This is a genomic window from Amycolatopsis sp. NPDC114484, from assembly GCF_055633755.1.
Genome location: NZ_JBVKDQ010000016.1, coordinates 85,266 through 105,840, shown reverse-complemented (window position 1 = coordinate 105,840; position 20,575 = coordinate 85,266). Strand labels below are relative to the sequence as shown.

The 20,575-nt window shown below is 66.4% G+C and carries 21 protein-coding genes and 1 pseudogene; 5 read left to right on the top strand and 17 right to left on the bottom strand.

Annotated elements, in window-relative coordinates:
• The first annotated feature begins 232 nt into the window (after positions 1 to 232).
• The 4 genes from ACZ7SW_RS32540 to ACZ7SW_RS32525 all read left to right on the top strand — a co-directional run bounded on the left by ACZ7SW_RS32540 (position 233) and on the right by ACZ7SW_RS32525 (position 3,609).
• Positions 233 to 961 (top strand): amino acid ABC transporter ATP-binding protein, encoded by a 729-nt coding sequence (locus tag ACZ7SW_RS32540; RefSeq protein ID WP_470234324.1) that lies wholly within the window; start codon positions 233 to 235, stop codon positions 959 to 961.
• Between the two features lie 130 nt (positions 962 to 1,091).
• The gene (locus ACZ7SW_RS32535) at positions 1,092 to 1,997 is read left to right on the top strand and encodes a glutamate ABC transporter substrate-binding protein (protein ID WP_470234185.1); all 906 of its coding nucleotides are present in this window, start codon (positions 1,092 to 1,094) and stop codon (positions 1,995 to 1,997) included.
• Between the two features lie 83 nt (positions 1,998 to 2,080).
• Complete coding sequence (locus ACZ7SW_RS32530; protein ID WP_470234184.1) at positions 2,081 to 2,728, top strand: amino acid ABC transporter permease; 648 nt, start codon at positions 2,081 to 2,083, stop codon at positions 2,726 to 2,728.
• Positions 2,725 to 3,609 (top strand): amino acid ABC transporter permease, encoded by an 885-nt coding sequence (locus ACZ7SW_RS32525; protein WP_470234183.1) that lies wholly within the window; start codon positions 2,725 to 2,727, stop codon positions 3,607 to 3,609. Before ACZ7SW_RS32530 ends, ACZ7SW_RS32525 begins: the two co-directional genes overlap by 4 nt.
• A 65-nt stretch (positions 3,610 to 3,674) precedes the next feature.
• Here ACZ7SW_RS32525 and ACZ7SW_RS32520 read toward each other — a convergent pair whose 3' ends face one another.
• A complete protein-coding gene (locus tag ACZ7SW_RS32520) occupies positions 3,675 to 4,022 on the bottom strand; it encodes a VOC family protein (RefSeq protein ID WP_470234182.1) in 348 nt (115 codons plus the stop codon).
• Between the two features lie 876 nt (positions 4,023 to 4,898).
• Here ACZ7SW_RS32520 and ACZ7SW_RS32515 point away from each other — a divergent pair.
• Positions 4,899 to 5,518 (top strand): annotated as a pseudogene (locus ACZ7SW_RS32515) (ABC transporter permease subunit).
• Positions 5,519 to 5,752: 234 nt separating this feature from the next.
• Here ACZ7SW_RS32515 and ACZ7SW_RS32510 read toward each other — a convergent pair.
• The 16 genes from ACZ7SW_RS32510 to ACZ7SW_RS32435 all read right to left on the bottom strand — a co-directional run bounded on the left by ACZ7SW_RS32510 (position 5,753) and on the right by ACZ7SW_RS32435 (position 20,461).
• Positions 5,753 to 6,091 carry a hypothetical protein gene (locus ACZ7SW_RS32510; protein WP_470234181.1) on the bottom strand — a complete coding sequence of 113 codons (339 nt, stop codon included), beginning with the start codon at positions 6,089 to 6,091 and terminating at the stop codon, positions 5,753 to 5,755.
• Positions 6,092 to 7,390: 1,299 nt separating this feature from the next.
• Entirely contained in the window at positions 7,391 to 8,143 is a 753-nt protein-coding gene (locus ACZ7SW_RS32505; RefSeq protein ID WP_451991083.1) for a succinate dehydrogenase/fumarate reductase iron-sulfur subunit, read from the bottom strand.
• Complete coding sequence (locus ACZ7SW_RS32500; protein ID WP_470234180.1) at positions 8,140 to 10,056, bottom strand: fumarate reductase/succinate dehydrogenase flavoprotein subunit; 1,917 nt, start codon at positions 10,054 to 10,056, stop codon at positions 8,140 to 8,142. Before ACZ7SW_RS32500 ends, ACZ7SW_RS32505 begins: the two co-directional genes overlap by 4 nt.
• A gap of 58 nt (positions 10,057 to 10,114) precedes the next feature.
• Positions 10,115 to 10,945 (bottom strand): hypothetical protein, encoded by an 831-nt coding sequence (locus tag ACZ7SW_RS32495; RefSeq protein ID WP_470234179.1) that lies wholly within the window; start codon positions 10,943 to 10,945, stop codon positions 10,115 to 10,117.
• On the bottom strand, positions 10,942 to 11,229 hold the full coding sequence (locus tag ACZ7SW_RS32490; protein ID WP_037809740.1) for a hypothetical protein: 288 nt from the start codon (positions 11,227 to 11,229) through the stop codon (positions 10,942 to 10,944). Before ACZ7SW_RS32490 ends, ACZ7SW_RS32495 begins: the two co-directional genes overlap by 4 nt.
• A 200-nt stretch (positions 11,230 to 11,429) precedes the next feature.
• Entirely contained in the window at positions 11,430 to 11,873 is a 444-nt protein-coding gene (locus ACZ7SW_RS32485; RefSeq protein WP_470234178.1) for a tyrosine-type recombinase/integrase, read from the bottom strand.
• On the bottom strand, positions 11,874 to 12,686 hold the full coding sequence (locus ACZ7SW_RS32480; RefSeq protein ID WP_470234177.1) for a hypothetical protein: 813 nt from the start codon (positions 12,684 to 12,686) through the stop codon (positions 11,874 to 11,876).
• 22 nt (positions 12,687 to 12,708) lie between these two features.
• Positions 12,709 to 12,924 (bottom strand): helix-turn-helix domain-containing protein, encoded by a 216-nt coding sequence (locus tag ACZ7SW_RS32475; RefSeq protein ID WP_470234176.1) that lies wholly within the window; start codon positions 12,922 to 12,924, stop codon positions 12,709 to 12,711.
• A gap of 17 nt (positions 12,925 to 12,941) precedes the next feature.
• Positions 12,942 to 14,597, bottom strand: coding sequence for a replication initiator (locus ACZ7SW_RS32470; protein ID WP_470234175.1), 1,656 nt, complete (start codon positions 14,595 to 14,597; stop codon positions 12,942 to 12,944).
• Positions 14,594 to 14,980 (bottom strand): hypothetical protein, encoded by a 387-nt coding sequence (locus ACZ7SW_RS32465; protein ID WP_451991077.1) that lies wholly within the window; start codon positions 14,978 to 14,980, stop codon positions 14,594 to 14,596. The genes ACZ7SW_RS32470 and ACZ7SW_RS32465 overlap by 4 nt, the downstream gene beginning before the upstream one ends.
• A complete protein-coding gene (locus ACZ7SW_RS32460; RefSeq protein ID WP_470234174.1) occupies positions 14,977 to 16,542 on the bottom strand; it encodes an FtsK/SpoIIIE domain-containing protein in 1,566 nt (521 codons plus the stop codon). Before ACZ7SW_RS32460 ends, ACZ7SW_RS32465 begins: the two co-directional genes overlap by 4 nt.
• A gap of 320 nt (positions 16,543 to 16,862) precedes the next feature.
• Positions 16,863 to 17,789, bottom strand: a complete 927-nt coding sequence (locus ACZ7SW_RS32455; protein WP_470234173.1) for a helix-turn-helix domain-containing protein — start codon at positions 17,787 to 17,789, stop codon at positions 16,863 to 16,865.
• Entirely contained in the window at positions 17,790 to 18,236 is a 447-nt protein-coding gene (locus ACZ7SW_RS32450; RefSeq protein WP_470234172.1) for a hypothetical protein, read from the bottom strand. It lies immediately after the preceding gene.
• 35 nt (positions 18,237 to 18,271) lie between these two features.
• Positions 18,272 to 18,544 carry a hypothetical protein gene (locus tag ACZ7SW_RS32445; RefSeq protein ID WP_240690748.1) on the bottom strand — a complete coding sequence of 91 codons (273 nt, stop codon included), beginning with the start codon at positions 18,542 to 18,544 and terminating at the stop codon, positions 18,272 to 18,274.
• Between the two features lie 113 nt (positions 18,545 to 18,657).
• Complete coding sequence (locus ACZ7SW_RS32440) at positions 18,658 to 19,218, bottom strand: flavoprotein (protein WP_470234171.1); 561 nt, start codon at positions 19,216 to 19,218, stop codon at positions 18,658 to 18,660.
• Positions 19,219 to 19,222: 4 nt separating this feature from the next.
• Complete coding sequence (locus ACZ7SW_RS32435; RefSeq protein ID WP_134665896.1) at positions 19,223 to 20,461, bottom strand: helix-turn-helix domain-containing protein; 1,239 nt, start codon at positions 20,459 to 20,461, stop codon at positions 19,223 to 19,225.
• Positions 20,462 to 20,575: the final 114 nt, after the last annotated feature.

The window sequence follows — 20,575 nt, the reverse complement described above, 5'->3', positions numbered from 1 at the left end:
GCCACGCCCCGCGGACACGGTGCGTGGCGGCCGCCACAGTCACGACTAGGCTGAAAGCCGCCACGACGGCCGCATCCGATACGTAGTTGAAACCCTAAGTATTGCTCAAGCCGTCTTTACAAGAGATGTCCCGGTAGTAGGTTTCCGCAAGCGTTGCGGAACCCCGGTTCCGCGGACGCCGACGACCAACGGAGCTCTGGAGGCCACGATGACCACCGAGGTGGCGACGCCGATGATCAAGGCGGCCGCCGTGAACAAGTACTTCGGCGAGCTGCACGTGCTGCGCGAGATCACCCTCGAGGTGCCGCGCGGCCAGGTCGTCGTCGTGCTCGGGCCCTCCGGGTCGGGCAAGTCGACCCTGTGCCGCGCGATCAACCGGCTCGAGCCGATCAACTCCGGCGAGATCGCCGTGGACGGCGTGCCGCTGCCCGCCGAGGGCAAGGCGCTCGCCGCGCTGCGCGCCGACGTCGGCATGGTCTTCCAGCAGTTCAACCTCTTCGCGCACAAGACGATCCTCGAGAACGTCATGCTCGCGCCGACGAAGGTGCGCAAGACCGCGCAGGCGCAGGCTCGCAAGACCGCGATGGAACTGCTCGAACGCGTCGGCATCGCGAACCAGGCCGACAAGTACCCGGCCCAGCTGTCGGGCGGCCAGCAGCAGCGCGTAGCGATCGCCCGCGCGCTCGCGATGAAGCCCAAGGTGATGCTGTTCGACGAGCCGACCTCGGCGCTGGACCCGGAAATGGTCCAGGAGGTGCTGGACGTGATGACCGGGCTGGCGAAGGACGGCATGACCATGCTCGTGGTCACGCACGAGATGGGCTTCGCCCGGCGCGCCGCCGACCGCGTCATCTTCATGGCCGACGGCGAGATCGTCGAGGACACGACGCCGACGGAGTTCTTCACCAAGCCGAAGTCCGACCGCGCCAAGGACTTCCTCGGCAAGATCCTGACCCACTGACCCGTTCGGGGGAATCCCCCGGCGCCCCGCGGCCGAGGTGGCTGTAATCGGCCGTGTCCCTCGGCGCTACCCCGACCGGTACCGACGTTCCCGGACAGATTTTTCCCGGACAGATATTGGAGACACTGACATGAGGATCCGCACCCTCGCGGCCGCTCTGCTCGCCGGCGGGCTGCTGCTCACCGCCTGCGGCAAGGAAGGCGCCCCGGCCGGTTCCGGCGGGGACGCCAACACCAACGCCGCGGCGCTGCCGACCTACGAGGTGGCGAAGGACGTCAAGCTCGACGGCTCGGCGGTGTTCAAGAAGATCCAGTCCGCGGGCACGATCACCATCGGCGTCAAGGACGACCAGCCCGAGCTGGGCCAGAAGGACCCGAAGACCGGCAAGTTCCAGGGCTTCGACATCGAGATCGCCCGGATGGTCGCGGCGGGCCTCGGCATCAGCGAGGACAAGATCAAGTACACGACGGTCGACTCGGCCGCCCGCGAGCAGGCCATCTCCAACGGCCAGGTCGACCTCTACGTCGGCACCTACACCATCAGCGACAAGCGCAAGAAGCTCGTGTCGTTCGCCGGCCCGTACTTCCAGGCCGGGCAGGACCTGCTGGTCCGCAAGGACGACACCTCGATCACCGGCCCGGAGACGCTGAAGGGCAAGAAGGTCTGCTCGGTCACCGGGTCGACCCCGATCCAGAACGTGCGCGAGAAGAAGCTGACCGACCAGATCGTCGAGTTCCAGAAGTACTCGCAGTGCGTGGAGAAGCTGTCCACGAAGGACGTCGACGCGGTCACCACCGACGACGCGATCCTCAAGGGCTACGCGGCGCAGGACCCGGACAGCTTCAAGGTCGTCGGCAAGCCGTTCTCGAAGGAGCCCTACGGCATCGGCCTGAACAAGGACGACAAGGTGCTGCGCGACAAGATCGACGACCTGCTGCAGGCCGCCGAGACCAACGGCACCTGGAAGAAGATCTACGACGCCACCCTCGGCAAGTCCGGCGCGCCCGCGACGCCGCCGGCCATCGTGCGGTACTGATCTGACCCGGCGGCCGGTGGGCGAGGTTTTCGCCCACCGGCCGCCGCACACCCACTATCGGCACACGGACGCGGGAAGGCTCCATGAACGTCCTGCTCGACAATCTGGACCTCTTCGGTCCGTTCTTTCTCACCACGATCGAACTGTTCCTGATCGCGGGAGCGTGCAGCCTGGTGCTGGGCACGATCCTCGCGATGCTGCGGGTGAGCCCGGTCCCGGTGCTGCGCGCGATCGGCACGACGTACGTCACCGTTCTGCGCAACACGCCGCTGACGCTGGTGTTCGCGTTCCTCGTGTTCGCCTACCCGCTGCTCGACATCGTCAAGATCGACTACTTCCCGACCGCCGCGGTCGCGCTGACGATCTACACGTCGGCGTTCATCTGCGAGGTCGTGCGCTCGGGCATCAACACGGTGCCGATCGGCCAGGCCGAGGCGGGCCGCGCGCTGGGCCTGTCGTCCGGGCAGATCCTCGGCGGCATCGTCCTGCCGCAGGCGCTGCGGTCAGTGGTGCCGCCGCTCGTCAGCATGCTCATCGCGCTGCTGAAGAACACGACGATCGCCAGCGGGTTCTCGGTCGCCGAGGCCGGCGCGATCCGGCAGTACGTGTCCGAACGCGGCGACAACCAGATGGTCGCGCTGCTGTGGGTGGCGCTCGGCTTCATCATCCTCGTGTCGGTGCTGTCGCTCGTGCAGCGCAGCCTGGAGAAGCGCTGGAGCGTGGCCCGATGAGCACGGTTCTTTTCGACACCCCGGGCCCGAAAGCGCGCGTGCGGCACCGGCTTTACGCGGTGCTCGGCATCATCGTCGTGGCGGCGCTGATCGCGTTCGTGGTCTTCCGCTTCATCGACAGCGGCCAGTTCTCCGCCCGCAAGTGGGAGTGGCTGCAGTACTCCCAGGTGCAGAGCGACCTCGCGACCGCCGTACTGGCGACGGTGAAGGCCTTCGCGCTGGGCGCGGTGCTGGCCATCGTGTTCGGCGCGGTGTTCGCCGCCGGCCGGCTGTCCGACCACGCGTGGGTGCGCGGGGTCTGCACGTTCGTCGTGGAGTTCTTCCGCGCGATCCCGCTGCTGATCCTGATGTTCCTGTTCTACTACGGCCTCCCGACCCTCGGCGTCGACACGTCGCCGCTGTTCGCGGTCGTGCTCGGCCTGACGCTGTACAACGGCTCGGTGCTCGCGGAGGTCTTCCGCGCGGGCATCCAGTCCCTGCCGAAGGGCCAGAGCGAAGCCGCGTACGCGCTCGGCATGCGCAAGACCCAGGTGATGTTCACGGTCCTGCTGCCGCAGGCTCTGCGCGCGATGCTGCCGACGATCATCAGCCAGCTGGTGGTGCTGCTCAAGGACACCGCGCTCGGGTTCCTCGTGACGTACCCGGAGCTGCTGTACTACGCCCGCTACATCGGCAGCCAGGGCGCCTTCGGCCGCCCGATCGTCCCGTCGACTCTCGTGGCCGCCGCGATCTACATCGCGATGTGCCTGCTGCTGACCGCGCTCGCGACGTACCTCGAACGCCGCAACCGCCGCAGCAAGAAGCACCTCGACACGGGTGCCAAGGACGCTGCGGAGCTCACCGCCGCGGCGACCGGCGGTATGCGCGGAGGGCCTTTCTGACGGTTCGTCTTTCGCTTGAAACCCCCGGCGCTGCTTTCCTTGCGGCGCTGGGGGTTTTCTTGTTGTCAGCCGTGCGCTGTGGGATGGCGTGGTTGATACAGCGGCAGGACGCTGCCGCTGGGCAAGCGGATCGATACCCGGGTGCCCCATGCCGCGGTGGTCGCCTCACCAGCCGCTTCGGCTCCCTTGTCGGTGAGCTGCCGGACTGTTTCGTCGAGGTTGTCGCACATCAGGTAGAACTCTTGCTGTGGCGCTCCTTCGGTTGGATGTACTGCTAGTTCTGTTGGGGGCAAACGGAAAATGAGCCAGCCGTCGCCCGCGTCTACGTGCCCTAGTTCCAGGACGTCCCGCAGGAATTCGCGGTCTGCTGCCGCGTCTTTGCTGTAGAGGATTACGTGGGCGCCGGTTATCATAGTTCCGTCCTTTCGACTTTCGGGAAGTTATTGCCTGGCAATGGGAGCCTTCTTCGCGATCGAGTGATGCGGGGCCGCTGGCGGACGCCGCTAACGTTGGTTTCATCAAAGCGAGTCCTGCGGCCTGAGCCCGCGAGCATCCTCGTAGCTTCCTTGATCACTCCTGTGCACCGGGCCACGCCCTGGTCAGTTTGACGCTGCCGCCGCACGGCCAGGCCGAGCCGCCGGAGCTTCGCTGCCTTCGGCATCGAGATCGCGGAACTGATCGCGGCGGGCCTTGGCATCACTCCCGGGAAGATCACCTTCAAGACTGCCGACTCCGGCACGGGCCAGGACCCGCTGGTGCGCAAGGACGACAATCGATCACTGTCCGGAGACGTTGAAGGGCAAGGAGGTCTGCCCCGGTCAACGGATCCACCCTAGTCCAGAACGTGCGAGAGAAGAAGCTCACCGAGCCGAGCGGTGGCATCGTCGAGTTCCAGAAGTACTCGCAGCCCGCGGAGAACTGCTGTCCCAGGAGATCGACGCGGTCACCACAGACGAGGCGATCCCCAAGGGCTCCGCCGCGCAGGAACCGGACACGCTCAAGGTCGCTGGTAAGCCGTCTCCGAGGAGCCGTACGGCATCGGCCTGAACAAGAACGTCAAAGCGCTGCGCGACAATAGAGGACATCCTCCATAAGGCGATAGACGACGGCACCTGGGAGAAGATCTACAACGCCACCCTAGGCAAGTCCGGCACCGCTGCGACCCCGCCTGCCATCCAATACTGCTGACCTGTCACGCGTCCGTTGATCCCCTCCGGGGTACAGGCCGCACCACGTCTGCCTTCCACCACAACCGTCGGTCACCGCAGGAGGACGGCTCCAGGAACGTCCTGCTCGACGACCTGGACCTGTTCGACCCCTTCTTTCTCAGCACCATCGAACTGCTCGCCCCGACCGCGGTCGACAGCCTGGTGCTCGGCACTCTCCTGGCCATACAGCGGGTTTCGCCGGTGACGGTGTTCCGGGGCATGGGTGCTGCCCACGTCACGGTGGTCCACGACACGCCGCTCGCGTTATTCGTCTTTGCCTATCCGCAGGGAGATCGTCAAGCTCGAATTCTTCACCGCCGCGGTGGTTTCGCTGACGCTGCACACTTCGGCCTTCAGCTGCGAGGTCGTGCGCTCAGGCATCAACACCGTCCCGGTCGGGCAAGCTGAGACGGAACGCGCACTCGGGCTGTGCGCTGGCTGGATCCTCGGCACGATGCTCCTGCCGCAGACCCTGCGCTCGGTTGTGCCGCCACCGATCAGCACCCTGATCGCCCTGCTAAAGAACACCATCGTCGCGGCCGGGTTCTCGGTCGCCGAAGCCGAGACGGTCCGGCAGCACCTCTCAGAGCGGAGTGACATCAGCTAGTCGATCCGCAGTGGATCACACTTGGGTTTATCATCCTGGTCTCCGGCCCCCGATCCAGCGAAGACTGGAAACGCGCTGGAGCGTGGCAAGATGAGCAGTGGTTTTGCGGCAATGACGCAGGTGGAGCCGACGGTTAGCTGCAGTGACCGCCGAGGCCGCCAACCGGCGCACACCTCTCGGTTGGTCATGACGGAGACCTCCGTGTGTGACGACTGGTGCCGTCGCTGCTCACACGGAGGTCTCCGTTTCCGCCGTAATACTTGGTCGACGCTCGGACGCCGGTGCTGATTGGAACGTGTTTACACCAGGCGGCCCGATCATCACACAACTAGCAGTGCACCTCGATTTCGTCGACGTCGTCGTAGAAATTCAAGTTCTTCGACGTCCACGGCGGCACATACTCGGAACGACTCGGCCCATTGTCGGGCCAGTCGTAGAGAGTGACTCCGTTGCCGTAAGTTCGAACCGATCGAGCCCAGTTAGCCGGCGGAAGATTGAAATTGCAACGCGGCGCTTCCCACTTGGCCCCACCACCGTTTTCCAGCGAGAACAGGCAGACTCGGCCATAACTGCAACTTTCGTAGCCAGTCACGGTGTCAGCGCCGCCGACTGCGGCGGTAGCCGGACTCCCGACCACGGACACGCCAGCCATCATCGCAATTGCCACAGCTCCAGCTCTGCGCAGACGTCTGGCCAGCCTTGAATCAACCATTGATGAACCCTCCCTGAAGTCACCCCATATCGTGAACCACGCTATGGGGCTGCCAATTTGACGGCAAGTGTTTTCACCCAAAAAGTCTAATTCCGACATTTTGGCAGAACCGATATCCCAACCCTGCCACAACTTGAGCAAATTCTGCCGATTTACTCGATTGCGGGGATATCATATTCACAATCCGCGTTCTCTCCGAGTATCCAGTGTTGATTTCGTAAACTAGTTCGCCACGCGATCCCGTCACCGGGAACCCGGCCGACGACCTTCGCCGCCTGCTGACGGACCTCGGTTAGGACCTCATGTGCCGGGAGACGAAGAAAGCTGTGCGATCCAGCGGCTGATCCGCCTCGCCCAACCCGCTGGCCACCACGTTGAGGTCACCTCCGGCTCAGCCGCACGGCCGGACGCGCCGGGCGTCCAGAAGCATCTCGTTCATCTCTCCCCGCAAGCAACTGCTCGAACCCGGCGAGATCGGCGAACACCGCCGAACTGAGCAAACCGGCGCGGGTCCAGGCCCGCGAAGTGCATCACCCCGGCGTGCGCCAGGCGCTCGCGGGCGAAGAACCGGTCGGCGTCCGCCCTGATTCCGTGCTCCCGGCGGTAATCGTCTTGCTCAGGTCCAGAGGGAACGCCGTGCACGCGGGCAGGTCCCCCACCGTATCGAGTGAGCTGTCCGGGCAACCACCGCCGCGGAAGTGCAGGCTCGTCACGGCCGGTTCGACGCGCCCCACGGGCCTGCCTATGCAAGGAAAACGACCGCCTGGAGAAAACAGGGTTAAACCGCCAGGCAGCCGAACTCGTCGGATCGTCGGTTCTCATCGCTCGCCCTGACCGGCAACGAACGGGAGCTGGCCGAAGCAGCGGAGCACGCGGGCGAACTGCCCAGGTATTCCGACGTCGGAGGCGAGTCCGTCAGGGTCCTGGCGAACACGGTCGTCGGCAGATCGGCCAGCCCAAGCTCCCTCGCAGCCGCGTTCTGCGGTCCCTCACGAGCCCGAGCAGCACGGCCGCGGCGAAGCCGAAGCGGCATCAGCAGGAGTACGAGGTCACTCGGGTCCTTCGGCAGTCGCTACTGACCCCGTCAAGCAGTACAACACCATCCGGCACCGGCTTGCCGCCGATCCAGTGTGGCCTCTTCGACCACGGCGGCGAGGCCGGGCTCACGAACGGTCGCGCACTCGATCCGGGGCGACATAAGCTTCGGTCGAGTACGCCCCCGTCGTCTAACGGCCTACCCCGCCCGGGCAGACGTCACCGGTTACGGCGGAACAGCTTGTCTCCCAGCCAGACAATCGGGTCGTACTTGCGGTCGGCGACGCGTTCCTTCATCGGGATCAGCGCGTTGTCGGTGATGTGGATGCCTTCCGGGCACACCTCGGTGCAGCATTTGGTGATGTTGCAGAACCCGAGCCCGTGCTCGTCCTGGGCGGCGTCGCGGCGGTCGGCGACGTCCAGCGGATGCATCTCCAGCTCGGCGATCCGCATGAGGTACCGCGGCCCGGCGAAGCTCTCCTTGTTCTCCTCGTGGTCGCGGACGACGTGACAGGTGTTCTGGCACAGGTAGCACTCGATGCACTTGCGGAATTCCTGCGAGCGCTCGACGTCCACCTGCTGCATCCGGTACTCGCCGGGCTTCAGCCCCTCCGGTGGGGTGAACGACGGGATCTCGCGAGCCTTCGTGTAGTTGAACGACACGTCGGTGACGAGGTCGCGGATCACCGGGAAGGTGCGCATCGGCGTGACCGTCACGACCTCGGCCTCGGTGAACGTCGACATGCGCGTCATGCACAGCAGCCGCGGCCTGCCGTTGATCTCCGCCGAGCAGGAACCGCATTTGCCTGCCTTGCAGTTCCAGCGCACGGCGAGGTCGGCGGCCTGGGTGGCCTGCAGCCTGTGGATGATGTCGAGCACGACCTCGCCCTCGTTCACCTCCACGGTGAAGTCCTGCAGGTCGCCGCCGGTCGCGTCGCCTCGCCACACGCGGAACTTCGCCTGGTAGCTCACGCGGTCCTCCCGGGGTGGGTCTCCAGCTCGCCGTCGGTGAAGTACTTGCCGAGTTCGTCGAGTTCGAACAGTTCCAGCAAGTCCGGCCGCATCGGGACCTGTTCCTTCACGGCCACGTCGACGTCCGGCACGAGCGGGTTGTCGCCCGGCCGCGCGGAGCAGACGAGCAACCGGTGCCGCCAGTCCGCGTCCATCGACGGATAGTCGTCGCGGGTGTGGCCGCCGCGGCTTTCCGTGCGGGTCAGCGCCGCGCGGGCGACGCATTCGCTCACCAGCAGCATGTTCCGCAGGTCGAGCGCGAGGTGCCAGCCGGGGTTGAACTGCCGGTGGCCCTCCACCGCCACCTGCCGCACGCGCTGGCGGATATTCGCGAGTTTTTCCAGCGCCTGCCGGATTTCCCCGGCCTTGCGGATGATGCCGACCAGGTCGTTCATCGACTGCTGCAACTCGGTGTGCAGCGTGTACGGATTCTCCGGTGTGCCCTCAGCGGGCGGGTTGAACGGTTCGAGGGCCATCGCGGCCGCGGCGTCCACATCGGACTGCGACACCGCGGGCCGATCCTTGAGTCCGTCCACATAGGACGCCGCGCCCAGTCCGGCTCGCCTGCCGAACACGAGCAGGTCCGACAGCGAGTTGCCGCCGAGCCGGTTCGACCCGTGCATGCCGCCGGAGCACTCGCCCGCCGCGAACAGCCCGGGCACGCTCGCCGCGCCGGTGTCCGGGTCGACCTCCACGCCGCCCATCACGTAGTGGCAGGTGGGGCCGACCTCCATGGCCTCCTTGGTGATGTCGACGTCGGCGAGTTCCTTGAACTGGTGGTACATCGACGGCAGCCGCCGCTGGATCTCCTCGGCGGGCAGCCGGCTCGCGATGTCGAGGAACACTCCGCCGTGCGGGGATCCGCGCCCCTCCTTGACCTCGGAGTTGATCGCCCGCGCCACCTCGTCGCGGGGCAGCAGGTCCGGTGTGCGGCGGTTGTTCTCCTGGTCGGCGTACCAGCGGTCGGCCTCGCCCTCGCTGTCCGCGTACTGGCCCTTGAACACCTCGGGCACGTACTCGAACATGAACCGCTTGTCCTCGGAGTTCTTGAGCACGCCGCCGTCGCCGCGCACGCCCTCGGTGACGAGGATGCCCTTCACGCTCGGCGGCCAGACCATCCCCGTCGGATGGAACTGCACGAACTCCATGTTGATCAGCTTCGCGCCGGCGCGCAGGGCCAGCGCGTGCCCGTCGCCGGTGTACTCCCACGAATTCGACGTCACTTTGAACGACTTGCCGATGCCGCCCGTCGCGAGCACCACGGCGGGCGCCTCGAACAGCACGAACCGCCCGCTCTCACGCCAATAACCGAACGCACCAGCGACCGCGCCATTGTCCAGCAGCAGCTCGGTGACGGTGCATTCGGCGAAGACCTTGATCCGGGCCTCGTAGTCGCCGTACTTCTTGAAGTCTTCCTGCTGCAGCGAAACGATCTTCTGCTGCATCGTGCGGATCAGCTCGAGCCCGGTGCGGTCGCCGACGTGCGCGAGCCGCGGATAGGTGTGCCCGCCGAAGTTGCGCTGGCTGATTCGCCCGTCCGCGGTGCGGTCGAAGAGCGCCCCGTACGTCTCCAGCTCCCACACGCGGTCCGGCGCTTCCCGCGCGTGCAGCTCGGCCATCCGCCAGTTGTTGAGGAATTTCCCGCCGCGCATGGTGTCGCGGAAGTGCACCTGCCAGTTGTCGTTCGAGTTCGCGTTGCCCATCGACGCCGCGCAGCCGCCCTCGGCCATCACGGTGTGCGCTTTGCCGAACAGGGATTTGCACACCACCGCGACGCTGAACCCGCGTTCGCGCGCTTCGATCACCGCGCGCAGACCGGCGCCGCCGGCACCGATCACCACCACGTCGTAGCTGTGCCGTTCGACCTCGGTCATGGAATAAGCCACCTCACGAGCTGGGGAGAACTGCCTTGCGCTGCTGGATTTCCGGGGTTCAGCCCACGAATCGCAGGTCCGGGATCGCGCCGCTCGACACGAGCATCACGTAGAAGTCGGTCAGCACGAGCGTGCCGAGCGTCGTCCACGCGAGGGCCATGTGCCGGGTGTTGAGCTTCGTGACCTGCGTCCAGATCCAGTAGCGGACGGGATGTTTCGAGAAATGCTTGAGCCGCCCGCCGGTGACGTGCCGGCACGAGTGGCAGGAGAGCGTGTACGCCCACAGCAGCACGACGTTCAGCACGAGAATCACGTTGCCGAGCCCGAAGCCGAACCCGGTGGGGCTTTGGAAGGCGACGATGGCGTCGTAGGTGTTGACGAGCGAGACGACGCACGCGACGTAGAAGAAATACCGGTGCACGTTCTGCACGATCAACGGCAGCCGCGTCTCGCCGGTGTAGCGCGCGTGCGGTTCGGCGACCGCGCAGGCAGGCGGGGAGAACCACACCGAGCGGTAGTAGGCCTTGCGGTAGTAGTAGCAGGTCAACCGGAACCCGAGCAGGAACGGAAGCACGAGCACGCCGAGCGGCAGCCAGGACGGCATTTCGCCGAACCAGTGCCCGAAATGGCTCGATCCCGGGACGCACGAGGTGGACACGCAGGGCGAGTAGAACGGCGTCAGATAGTGGTATTCGGGCACCCAGTAGGCGGTGCGCACGAATGCCCGGACAGTCGCGTAGACGACGAAGGTGGCCAGCCCCAGCACAGTGAGCAGGGGCGACAGCCACCACCGGTCGGTGCGCAGTGTCCGGGCGGCGAGCCGCGCCCGCCCCGGCGCTCGAACGCCGGTGCGGGCGCGGCTGACGTCGTTGTCAGCGGGGGCGCTCACCGCTGGTCGCGCTTGTAGCCACCGACGCCTTCGTCGTCAGCGCCGCTCCACAGCGCCGGATCGTAGGGAGTATCCGGGACAGGCACGCGTTCGACGGGTTTCGCCTGCGCGGGCACAGCGGGCGGATGCCCGTCCAGATCCGCGGTGTCGATGTCGAGCCGCTCGACGTCATTGGCCAGCCGGCGCACCGCGGACGCGTCGCCGTAGCGCGATCGCAATGCGCCCACGCACTGCCGCAACTGGCCGATGGTGCGCCGGAGTTCGGCGATCTCTGTGGTGGACATCGGAAGCCTCCCTGATGGTGGGGCCGGCAGTTCGGGTGACGATCAACGTCGCCAAGTACGACTCTGCCTCGCGCGGTGCACTGTGACAAGTAGCACATTTACCAGAAGAAGGCATGCTGTACCGGTTGACCTGGGGATTTATGACTAGATAGGGGTCGAAAGTGGGGTCCAGGACGTCACCAGGACGTCAGCCGCACAACTCAAGCCGCCGACGCGAGTTCGGCCGACGGGCGGAACACGCTGTCGATCGCCGCCCGCGCCCGCTCGTAACTCGTCTCCATGAGGTGGGTATAGACACGGAGCGTGAACGCCTCGCTGGAGTGCCCGAGATAAGCGGAGAGTTCTTTGATGCTCACGCCACGTGACAGCATCAGCGAGGCGAACAGGTGCCGGAGCGCGTGCGTGCCGTCCCGGTCATTGACATAGGCCAGCCCGGCCGCGACGAACGCGGGCAGCCACACACCCATGTGAAACGACTGGTTCTTGTACGGCACACCGCTCGGCTTGGTCATGAGCAGATTGACCGTCTCGAACGCCTGCCCGTCCCGCTCGCCCCACGGCAGCGTGACCGCGACGGGCGGATACTTCTCGATGTAGGCGTCGATCTTCTCCAGAAGGCCGTAACCGAGCGGGATCTCCCGCACCTACCGTCCCTTCGGAAGCTTGAACTTCTGCACGCCCTTGACCATGACCAACTGGCGGGTGCACCGGTAGATCATCTTCTTCCGGTCGATGTTGTCCGGGCTGAACGCCAGCACCTCACCCGGCCGCAGCCCGAGGCCCGCGCCGATGAAGACCGCTGGCTTGAACCGGTCCTCGACGGCTTCCTCCAGGGCGTGCACCCGCTTCTCCGGCCAGACCTGCACCTCCTTGGTCGTCGCCTTCGGCCGAGGGATCGTCGCCTTCTTGAGCGGGTTGGATCGCATCTTCTCGTCGACCACCGCAGCGTCCCAAATGGACAGCACGAGGTCGAACACCTGACGCTGGTAGGTGCCCGACAGCTTCCGCTCATCGTCGTTGAGCCACGCCAGCCACTTCCGGGCAAGATCAGAACTCTCGCACATGTCGAGACTCCGCTCCCCGAAGAACGGAAACACGTACTTGTCCAGTTGCGACGTCATGGTGTTCAACGACGATTCGCCAAGCGGACGGCTCTTCAGAACTTGCGCGGCATAGGTCCGGAACTTCTCCCTGCCCGCGCTCGAATCCCGGTACACCCCCGCGTAAAGCTCGTTCTCGATCTTGGTCTTGAATTCCTTCGCCGCGCCCAGCTTCTTGTCCGGGAAGGACCGGGACGCCTCCGACTTGTCCGGCTTGACCCAGCGCACCTTGTACCGCATGCCTTTCCCATAGTCCGCGGTGCGCTCTTGAACCGGCTTTTTCTTGTCGTTGAGCACGACTTCCCCGGTTTCGGGATCGACCTTGTCGCGAAACCAGCGATCTTCGATGTGTGCCATCAGATTCGCTCCCCCTCGTCCCTCACGCGGCAGGCATGGTTTCGGGACCGTCCAGCCATTCCCGAACCGCGTCGGGGTGATAGCGGACGTGCTTGCCCATTCGCCGCCACGGCGGGCCGTAGTTCTTGTAACGCCAGTCCTTGAGCGTGTCCTCGGGAATGTCGAGGTAGGCGGAGAGATCTTCGGGGCTCCACAAGCCCTCCACACTGACCAGCCGCACACGCGGGTTGTTGTTCATGTCTCCCCCTTCCCAGGTCAGGCCGCCAACGCCGGAGTTGCCGAAGTTTCCGGCGGCTCAGGTGGCGATCCGGACGCGGCGAGCCGGGCCGCTTCGTACTCGGCCTTCCAGGCGCGGCGTTCGGCGATGGCACGCATCACGAGCTGATCCCGGGGCGGGCAGTGCGGGTCGCCAGGCTCGACCTTGCGCCACGCCATCTTGTCCGGATTAGGGCGTGGTTTCTCGATCCCGACCGCCGCCAGAGCGGAGAGCACGAACCCGACCCGATCTGCCTTGTGGTCGGCCACGGTCTTGCCGGACCACTTGCGCGACACCAGCACCCGACGGCCGGGCAGCCCGAGCGTGGTCCGCCGATGCGCACGACCCCGGCAATGCCCCGGGGTGGTTTTCGCATTGGCTCCCTTGGGATTGACCCCGTAAAGAAGCCACACCGGGCAGCGCGGCGAACACGGAGTCACCGCCAGCTCAGCGTGCAACCGGTCGTGGTGATCACGCTGCGCCGCAGTCTCCGCGTCGACCACTTCACCCGTGGACTTGGTGAGGTACTTCGTCAGGTAGCCGATATGCCGCCCAGCTTCCTCGGTGCCGCCGAGGATTCCCTTCGAGTGCACCTGTTCCCCGAACCGCACGACGTGCGCCGGTTCCTCCACTTCGGACACCGCGTCATCCCACCCGGTCAGCGGCTCTCGGGTTTCCGGGTCCACAAAGGAACGAACGTCCGGGTCCCACAACGGTTTGCGGTCGTCGCCGTAGATCATCACGTCGTGGCTGGGCCACCACACCTGGTGGTAGGTCGCTTCCGTCACAAGCCGGATGACCTCGTGCGAGATCGCACCCCGCAGCGCCGTATGGAGGTGAGGCGCAGCCCGACGCTGGGGTTCGACGGTCGCGAAGTACTGCACGTCGAACCCGACCACCCGACGCAGGTTCTGCCACCACCGATCCACCAGAGCCGCGAAGTGCACCGCGTCCCGAGCCGCCCGCCTGTAGTCATAGCTGACGGGATCGACCGGGGAACCATCCGGACGCACGCGGCCGTAGGTATCGCAGGTGAGGGTGACGAACATCGACGGCCGAAACCGGCCAGCGAACTCCCGTCCCACAGTGGTTTTCGCGACCTTCTTCCGAGGCAGGTTCGGCGCGTCCTGCCGCCGCCGAGTCGAGCGCTTCACCCCCTTCTTGGCGGGTGCGTCGAGGGCGGGCAGACGGCCGGTCACGCCCGACTCACGCAACTCTGCGTCCACACTGGACACTTCCGCGCGCAGTTCCTCCGCTTCAGCCTCGTTTCCCGCCGCGACCGCCTCCCGATAGTGCGCGGCCAAGTCCGCCCGGTAGGTCAGCAGCTCCCGTTGCGTCTCGCTCGGCTCCGCGCGGGTAATCACGGGCTCTTCGGTCAGGTGCCAACCTTCCCGGCACTGGGCCTGCCGCAGGGCCTTGGCCTTGCGGGCACACGGGAGGCACACCGATTCCACCGTCGAGCCACACGGCACCGGGACGTAGCGCAGCTCACCGGTCTCGGTATCGGCGACCTCCATCGTGAACGGCCGCACACACACCCCGTACTGCTCCGCCGCCGCCTTGACCACATCCGCAGCAAGGGCACCGCGGATTCGTTCCCGACGTGCCCCGGCCGGCAGCGCTTGACCAGCGGTTTCCTGTCCAGAGGTCGTCATGCCGCCGCCTCCCCGGCACGCGCCCACTCCCGCAACAGCCAGACCGGCAGGTCTTGATCCGTCTCCGGAGGCAGGTCGGGAAAGGTGCTCGGATCGAACGGCACTCCCCCGTAAACCCGGACCGGGATTCCGCACGGTGTCCGCCCAGTCAGCTCCAGTTGAACTCGCGCACCGTCCGGCGTGCGCCACAGACTCACCCGCGCCCCATCGAGCGTCGCCGCCCAAGTGGCCAGTCCCGCCACGACGCCGGGCACGGTGTCGGTGTCCAGAGCCACGGTGACCGGTGCGGCCCAAGTGGTGACCTCGACCGAACAAGCCGGAGGCAACGCGTGCGAGTCGAGGTGATCCCGGATCGCGTCGAGAAAGACCATCAGCCGGTTCATGCCGTCCCCCTCTCCGCGCTGTGAGCAAGGTCGAGCACCTGCGCCCCGCCGTTGGTGACGTAGTCCTCCAGCGCCTTCACCGTCGCGTCCGAAACCCATCCCGCGCGAATACGCAGCGGTTCGCGGATGCCCTCGCCCCACACGTAGCCGACGCCCGGAGTGCTCTCGGGGATGCGGTTGGCCCACGCCCCGCGTTCGTACGCGCCGTCGCCGAGCACCATCGACACCTGAGACTTCGACGTCACCCGCAAGCACACCCGGCGGGTGAACAACTCCCGCACCGGCACGGTTTCCTTCGTCGGGTCCTGCACGTAGCCACGCACCGAGATCAGCGCAGCGCGTCCCTGGGTGTTAAGCACCGACACGTGTTCGGTGATCGCATCACGGGTCTTGCGATCGGTGTAACGGGTCAACGCCGCCAGCTCATCGAACTCCAGCAGCTCCAACGGAAACTCCTGCGACAGCGGCACTTCCCGCGTCTGCCCCGCGAACGCCCGCTTGCGCCGTTCCAGTTCGTCCCGCAGCGCCTCCAGCACTTCCAATACCTCTTTGCCCGAGACCGCATAGCGGCAGAAGATCCCGCGCCCGTAAGCGAGTTCCATGCCCTTCGGGTCCACACCGGACACCCGCACCAACCCCGAGCGGATCGCCGGAGCAGCCGACACCAGCGGCGACCACATCACCGAGTTCTTCCCCGCACCCGACGCACCAGCCACGAGGGTGTGCGCGCCGCCGCCGAGCAGGGGCAGCCGCCAGGCCGTGCCGTACTCGGTGGAACCGGCGAACACCCGCCGCAGATCCACCGCCGACGCCTCGGCCACGTCCGGCAGCGGCAGACAGGACACCGCCGAAGCGAGCAGGTCCCGGCGCATGAAGTCCACCGAGACGACGTCCGGCGAGATCTCCCGCACCTGCACCCGCGTGACCCGCCGAGCCGTCGCCAATGCACGGGCAGCCTCGCCGAAATCCTCCGGAGTCTGGCCAGGCACCAGCCGCACCCGCACCTCATCCCACGACGGACCGGAACGAACCCGCAGCACGCGAGGGAAGGCCACGCCCGCGTCACGCCGGGACTGGGCCACCGCTTCGCGCTTGCGACGGCGAGACACCAGGTTCACGGTCACGTCCACCGGGATCGCTTCATCCCGCACGGTCAACCCGCAAGCGTGCAACCAGCCCGGGAGCTTGCGCCCGTACACGGCCCAGCGCAGCCACCACGCCCGCACCCAGCGCCCGCACCAGCGCTCGAATCCCACCAGCCAGCCCTGCCGCCACACGAGCGCCACCAGGCCGACAGAACCCGCCGCAATCGCGAGCGAAGGCCAGCCGAGCCAGCGCCACCACGCGCCCAGAGCGAGCACAGCTACGCAAGTCCGCCAGTGCGTGGCCAGTTGCCGAACAATCCAGCCACCCACACGCACGAGACCCCACAAGGCCAGGCCGAGGAACGCCAGCGCGGCCAGGGTTTCCGCGATAGCCGCGAACGCGCGGCCGAGTTTGGCCAGGACCCACACCAGCACCGCCAGGCCAGCGCCGCCGATCAGCACCGCCGCCGCGTTCATCGCCGCTCACCGCCTGAAGCCGCGGTGAGGTCAAGCGGCAGCATTCCTTGACAGGAAGCACATTTCTTCTCACCCGGAACGAGCCGAGCGAACTTCTTGCATGCGGCGCAACGCATCCGGGTGACCCCCGTTGACGCACGCCGTCCAGAACCGGTTATGTTCGTCATTGTTCACTTCCCAGTGGACAGCGCAGAACCGGTGAAGGTTGGCAGCCAGAGGCCGGTTCTGCGTTTATACGGAACAATTCCAAGCGCAAATGAGCGCGTTGAACACAGCACACGTCGCCGTGCGCTTTTTCAGTACTCGCTTAGGTTTCCGGGCTAGTCGGTGTTCGATTCGTCGTCGGTCGGTTCCTCGCCGGTCAACAACCGGTTCAGCCCGGCGTCAGTCGCCCGCCGCTGTGCCTTCACCTCTTTCAGGAGCTGGTCGACCACGACCGACAGCCGCGCCAGCGATTCCGCCGGAGACAACGCCGCCACCCTCAGCCGCTCGATCGTCACCTCATACGAGGCCGCTTCCTTCCCGACCAGGAACACGCCCATTGCGCGATGCGGGCAGTACACGACATCCGAGGTGTCCTTCAGCGCGTACCGGCTGAACGCCTCCTCCGTCACCGCCTGACTCGGGGCCAGCCGGATCGTCATCGTCCGCGACAGCCCGACCAAGTCCTTGAGGAACCGCGTCTGCCTCAGCATCACCTCGGCATCCCCGAAATGGTTCCGCAGCGCCTCCGACCCGATGAACATCTCCGCCTTCACCGCGCCCGCGCCGAACAGAATCCGGTTGCGGTCCATCCGGCTTTCCACGACCTGGTCCAGCTTCTGCTTGTCCCGCAGGTCCGGGCCAAAGACAAGCCGCGCGTAATCCGGTACCTGCAACAGATCCGGGATCAACAGCGGAGCCCACACCGTCACCGCCGTCGCCACCCGCTCGTGCGCGATCAACGTCGTGTAGTGCGCTGGGTCAGCCTGCGAACCCACCGACGACCAACTCGGCCCCGTCACGCCATGGGCCAGCAGCATGATCCAGGCTTTCCGCTCCCCGGTCACGCCGAGCGCACCGAGCACGTTCGACACCTCTTCCGGGGTCGGGACCCGCTGCCCGAGTTCCCAGTTCGACAGCAACGCCGGGTTCACCCCGATCCGCCGTCCCAGCTCCCGCAACCCGAACCGCGCCTCAATCCGGGCATCCCGCAACGCTGCACCCAGGCCGCGGGCTCGCGGGCTCGCCATATCCGTCCCACGCATCTACGCCGCCTTGCTGTCACCAGTTGCAGACGCAGACCGCGACGGCTTCGCCGCAGCAGCCTTGAAGCCGGTCGCCCGGAACACATACGTCTGGTACTTGAACTCGCCCTGACCGCCGACACGCGGCTCCGCCGTCAGGCCCTCCAGCTCCACCGGCCGCATCCCCGGCAACGCCTCAGAGGTCGTCGGCACCGGTTGCACGTCGGCCAGGAACGTCACCTCGAATGAGGCCCGCTTCGCCCGGGTCTCGCCCGGGTCCGTCACCGCCGCCTTCCACTGCCGCTTACCGGTCACCTCATCCACGCGCTGCCGCACCGGACGGCCTGCCGCTCGATCCTCACGCGACTGATACTCGTTGTCCGGAATCACTTCGCCCACCATCACAAGCCCCTGCGGGAACGCGTCGTCGAAGTCGATCGCAAACCGGTGTCCCTTTTCGATAGCCATGCTGAATTCCCTTTACTTCTCTGGTTTTTGTGCGCTCAGTCGCGCTCTTCCGGCCACTGGTCGCCGAGAGGAGAGGAGTAGGTGCGGGTACGGTTCTGCGTCTCGCACCACTCGCCGAACTCGCCAGCGGCCACAGCGAGGCTCCGCGCAAACCGCGCGGTGTCCATCAGGCCGCCGATCCGAGCCGGTACCTGGATCACGATCGCGGTCTCATCGCCCCCGGCCACCAGCTGGCGAACCCCAGGGGAAGGCGACACGACGGCAGCGCCGTATCCGACGAGGGGCTGAATCACCACGTGAATGCCCATGTGCTCTCCCGATGTCTCGGCTTCCGCACGCCCGATTTGGCGCGCTGGGATCAGGAGACACCCGGGTAAGGCAGATCACCCGGACAAACTGTCCGGGTGCATTCGAGCAGGGGCTAGCGTCCGGCCGGAACGGCCTTCTCAATGGCATCGAGCATCGCTGACCAGGGCAGTTCCCGACCGGGAGCGCTGCGCGGTTCGTGCAGCGGCCAGACGTCGTCACCGTAAAGCAGGTCGACGCCGACGCGCCGCAGGTTCTCGATGTGCATCTCCCAGAACGGCTGACGCGCATGCGCCGCGTTCACGCGCGGGAACACCACGACCGGCAGGTTGTGCGTACCCATGGCCTCATTGACCTGCGTCAACGCCTGATTGTCCGCGATGCCGAGAGACATCTTCGCAACCACGTTCGCCGAGGCCGGCGCGACCAGATAGCAGTCCGGCGCAGGATGCGGACTGCGCTCCGAAGGCGACCGCGGCTCGACCCGCACCGGGTAGCCCGTGACCTCCTCGATCTCCGCCAGCGCGCCCGACTCAGCCAGCCAGCGCCCAGCCGTCGGAGTCAGCGTCACCGCGACCGTCCACCCCGCTGCCTGCGCAGGCCGGATCAGCTTCGGCAGCAGATCTTCAACCCCGCCAGCGCCGGAACCGACCAGGCCGAGAACACGCGACGTCATCCGCCTACCTCACCGCGCCGCAGCGCTCAGCCAACGCCAGCAGCGCCGAGGACTTCTTGCCCGCCGACGCCGGAGCACGCCGATACATCGACCGCACCACCTCACGCACCATCGTGTTGTGCCGGACGACAGTCGGCGCTTTCGTCTCCGCCTCCAGCAACGCGTCAAGCGCTTCGTCGTCCTTCGCGACCAAGCTCAACGCCCGCGCGAAGTCGATCAAGTGCGTGACCTGCCGCTCCACCGGCAGATGCTCGACATTGACACGCGGAGCGGACTCGATCACCTGCCCGACGTCGCCGAGATCCAACGCCGCCGACAACCGGTGCAACTCGACGTTCGCCGGTCCGAACCCGGTCTGCCAGTAGTTCGCGTCCACGCCGAGCTGATCCGCCGCCCGGCCCGCGTGGCCAAGAAGGTCATTCGCCGTCGACCGGTCCTGATGCCGAGCCGCGGCCACCGCAGTCCGGAGGTAGAGCATCCCGTAGAGACTCAACGCCGCCGGATCACCTTCCGCCATACGCGGCAACAGCCACTTGGCCGCAACGTCGCCCAGCTCCAGCGCATCATCGAACCGACCCACCGCCAGCAGCGCATGCGTCCCCGACCGCGCAGCCGACGCCAGCACCAGCGGATCATCCGCGTCATCAGCAGCCTGCATCGCCCGCTCAGCCGCGATCCACGCGAGGTCAGCTTCACCGATCTTGCTCAGCGTCGTCGCGGCCAGGTGATGAACCCGCGCCGACACCGCCGCGCACGCCCGCTTGTACGTCGCATCGTCCGAAGACGCGGCCTCCATCGCCTGACTGGTCTTGATCAGACCGGGCAGCGCCGCGACGACCCGGCCGAGTTCGCCGTTCTGATAGCTGGACCAAGCACCTTCCACCAGCTGCGCGACCGGCGCGGGGTCGATGTACTCGGGCGACATCGCCGAGGAAAACAAGGTCCGGGAGAGCCGACGCGGAGCCATGAGCGCATCCCGGATCGCCGGGACGTCGTCGTTCTTCTCCTGGTCCTCCAGCAGGACCGGTTCGCCGAGCAGGTCACCGAGCGTCACCCTCAGCGCCTGTGCGACCTCTGCCAGCACGTCCAGCCTGCGGATATCCCGCTCACCGCGCTCGATCTTGCTCAGCCAGTCCTCTGTCCGGCCCACCAGGTCAGCAAGCACCGCCTGCGACAGCCCACGCCGCCGCCGGTAGAAAGCGATCCGCTCACCTATGCTGAGCTGGTCACCTGCACCTCGCACCACTAGAGGCTAACAGGGCTGCCCTCGTCGAACGGTCACCATAGCGACGGTATAGCACTCGACGGACGAAGTATGACCGCACGAAGCGTGAGAGCACTATCGGATTAGGTGTGC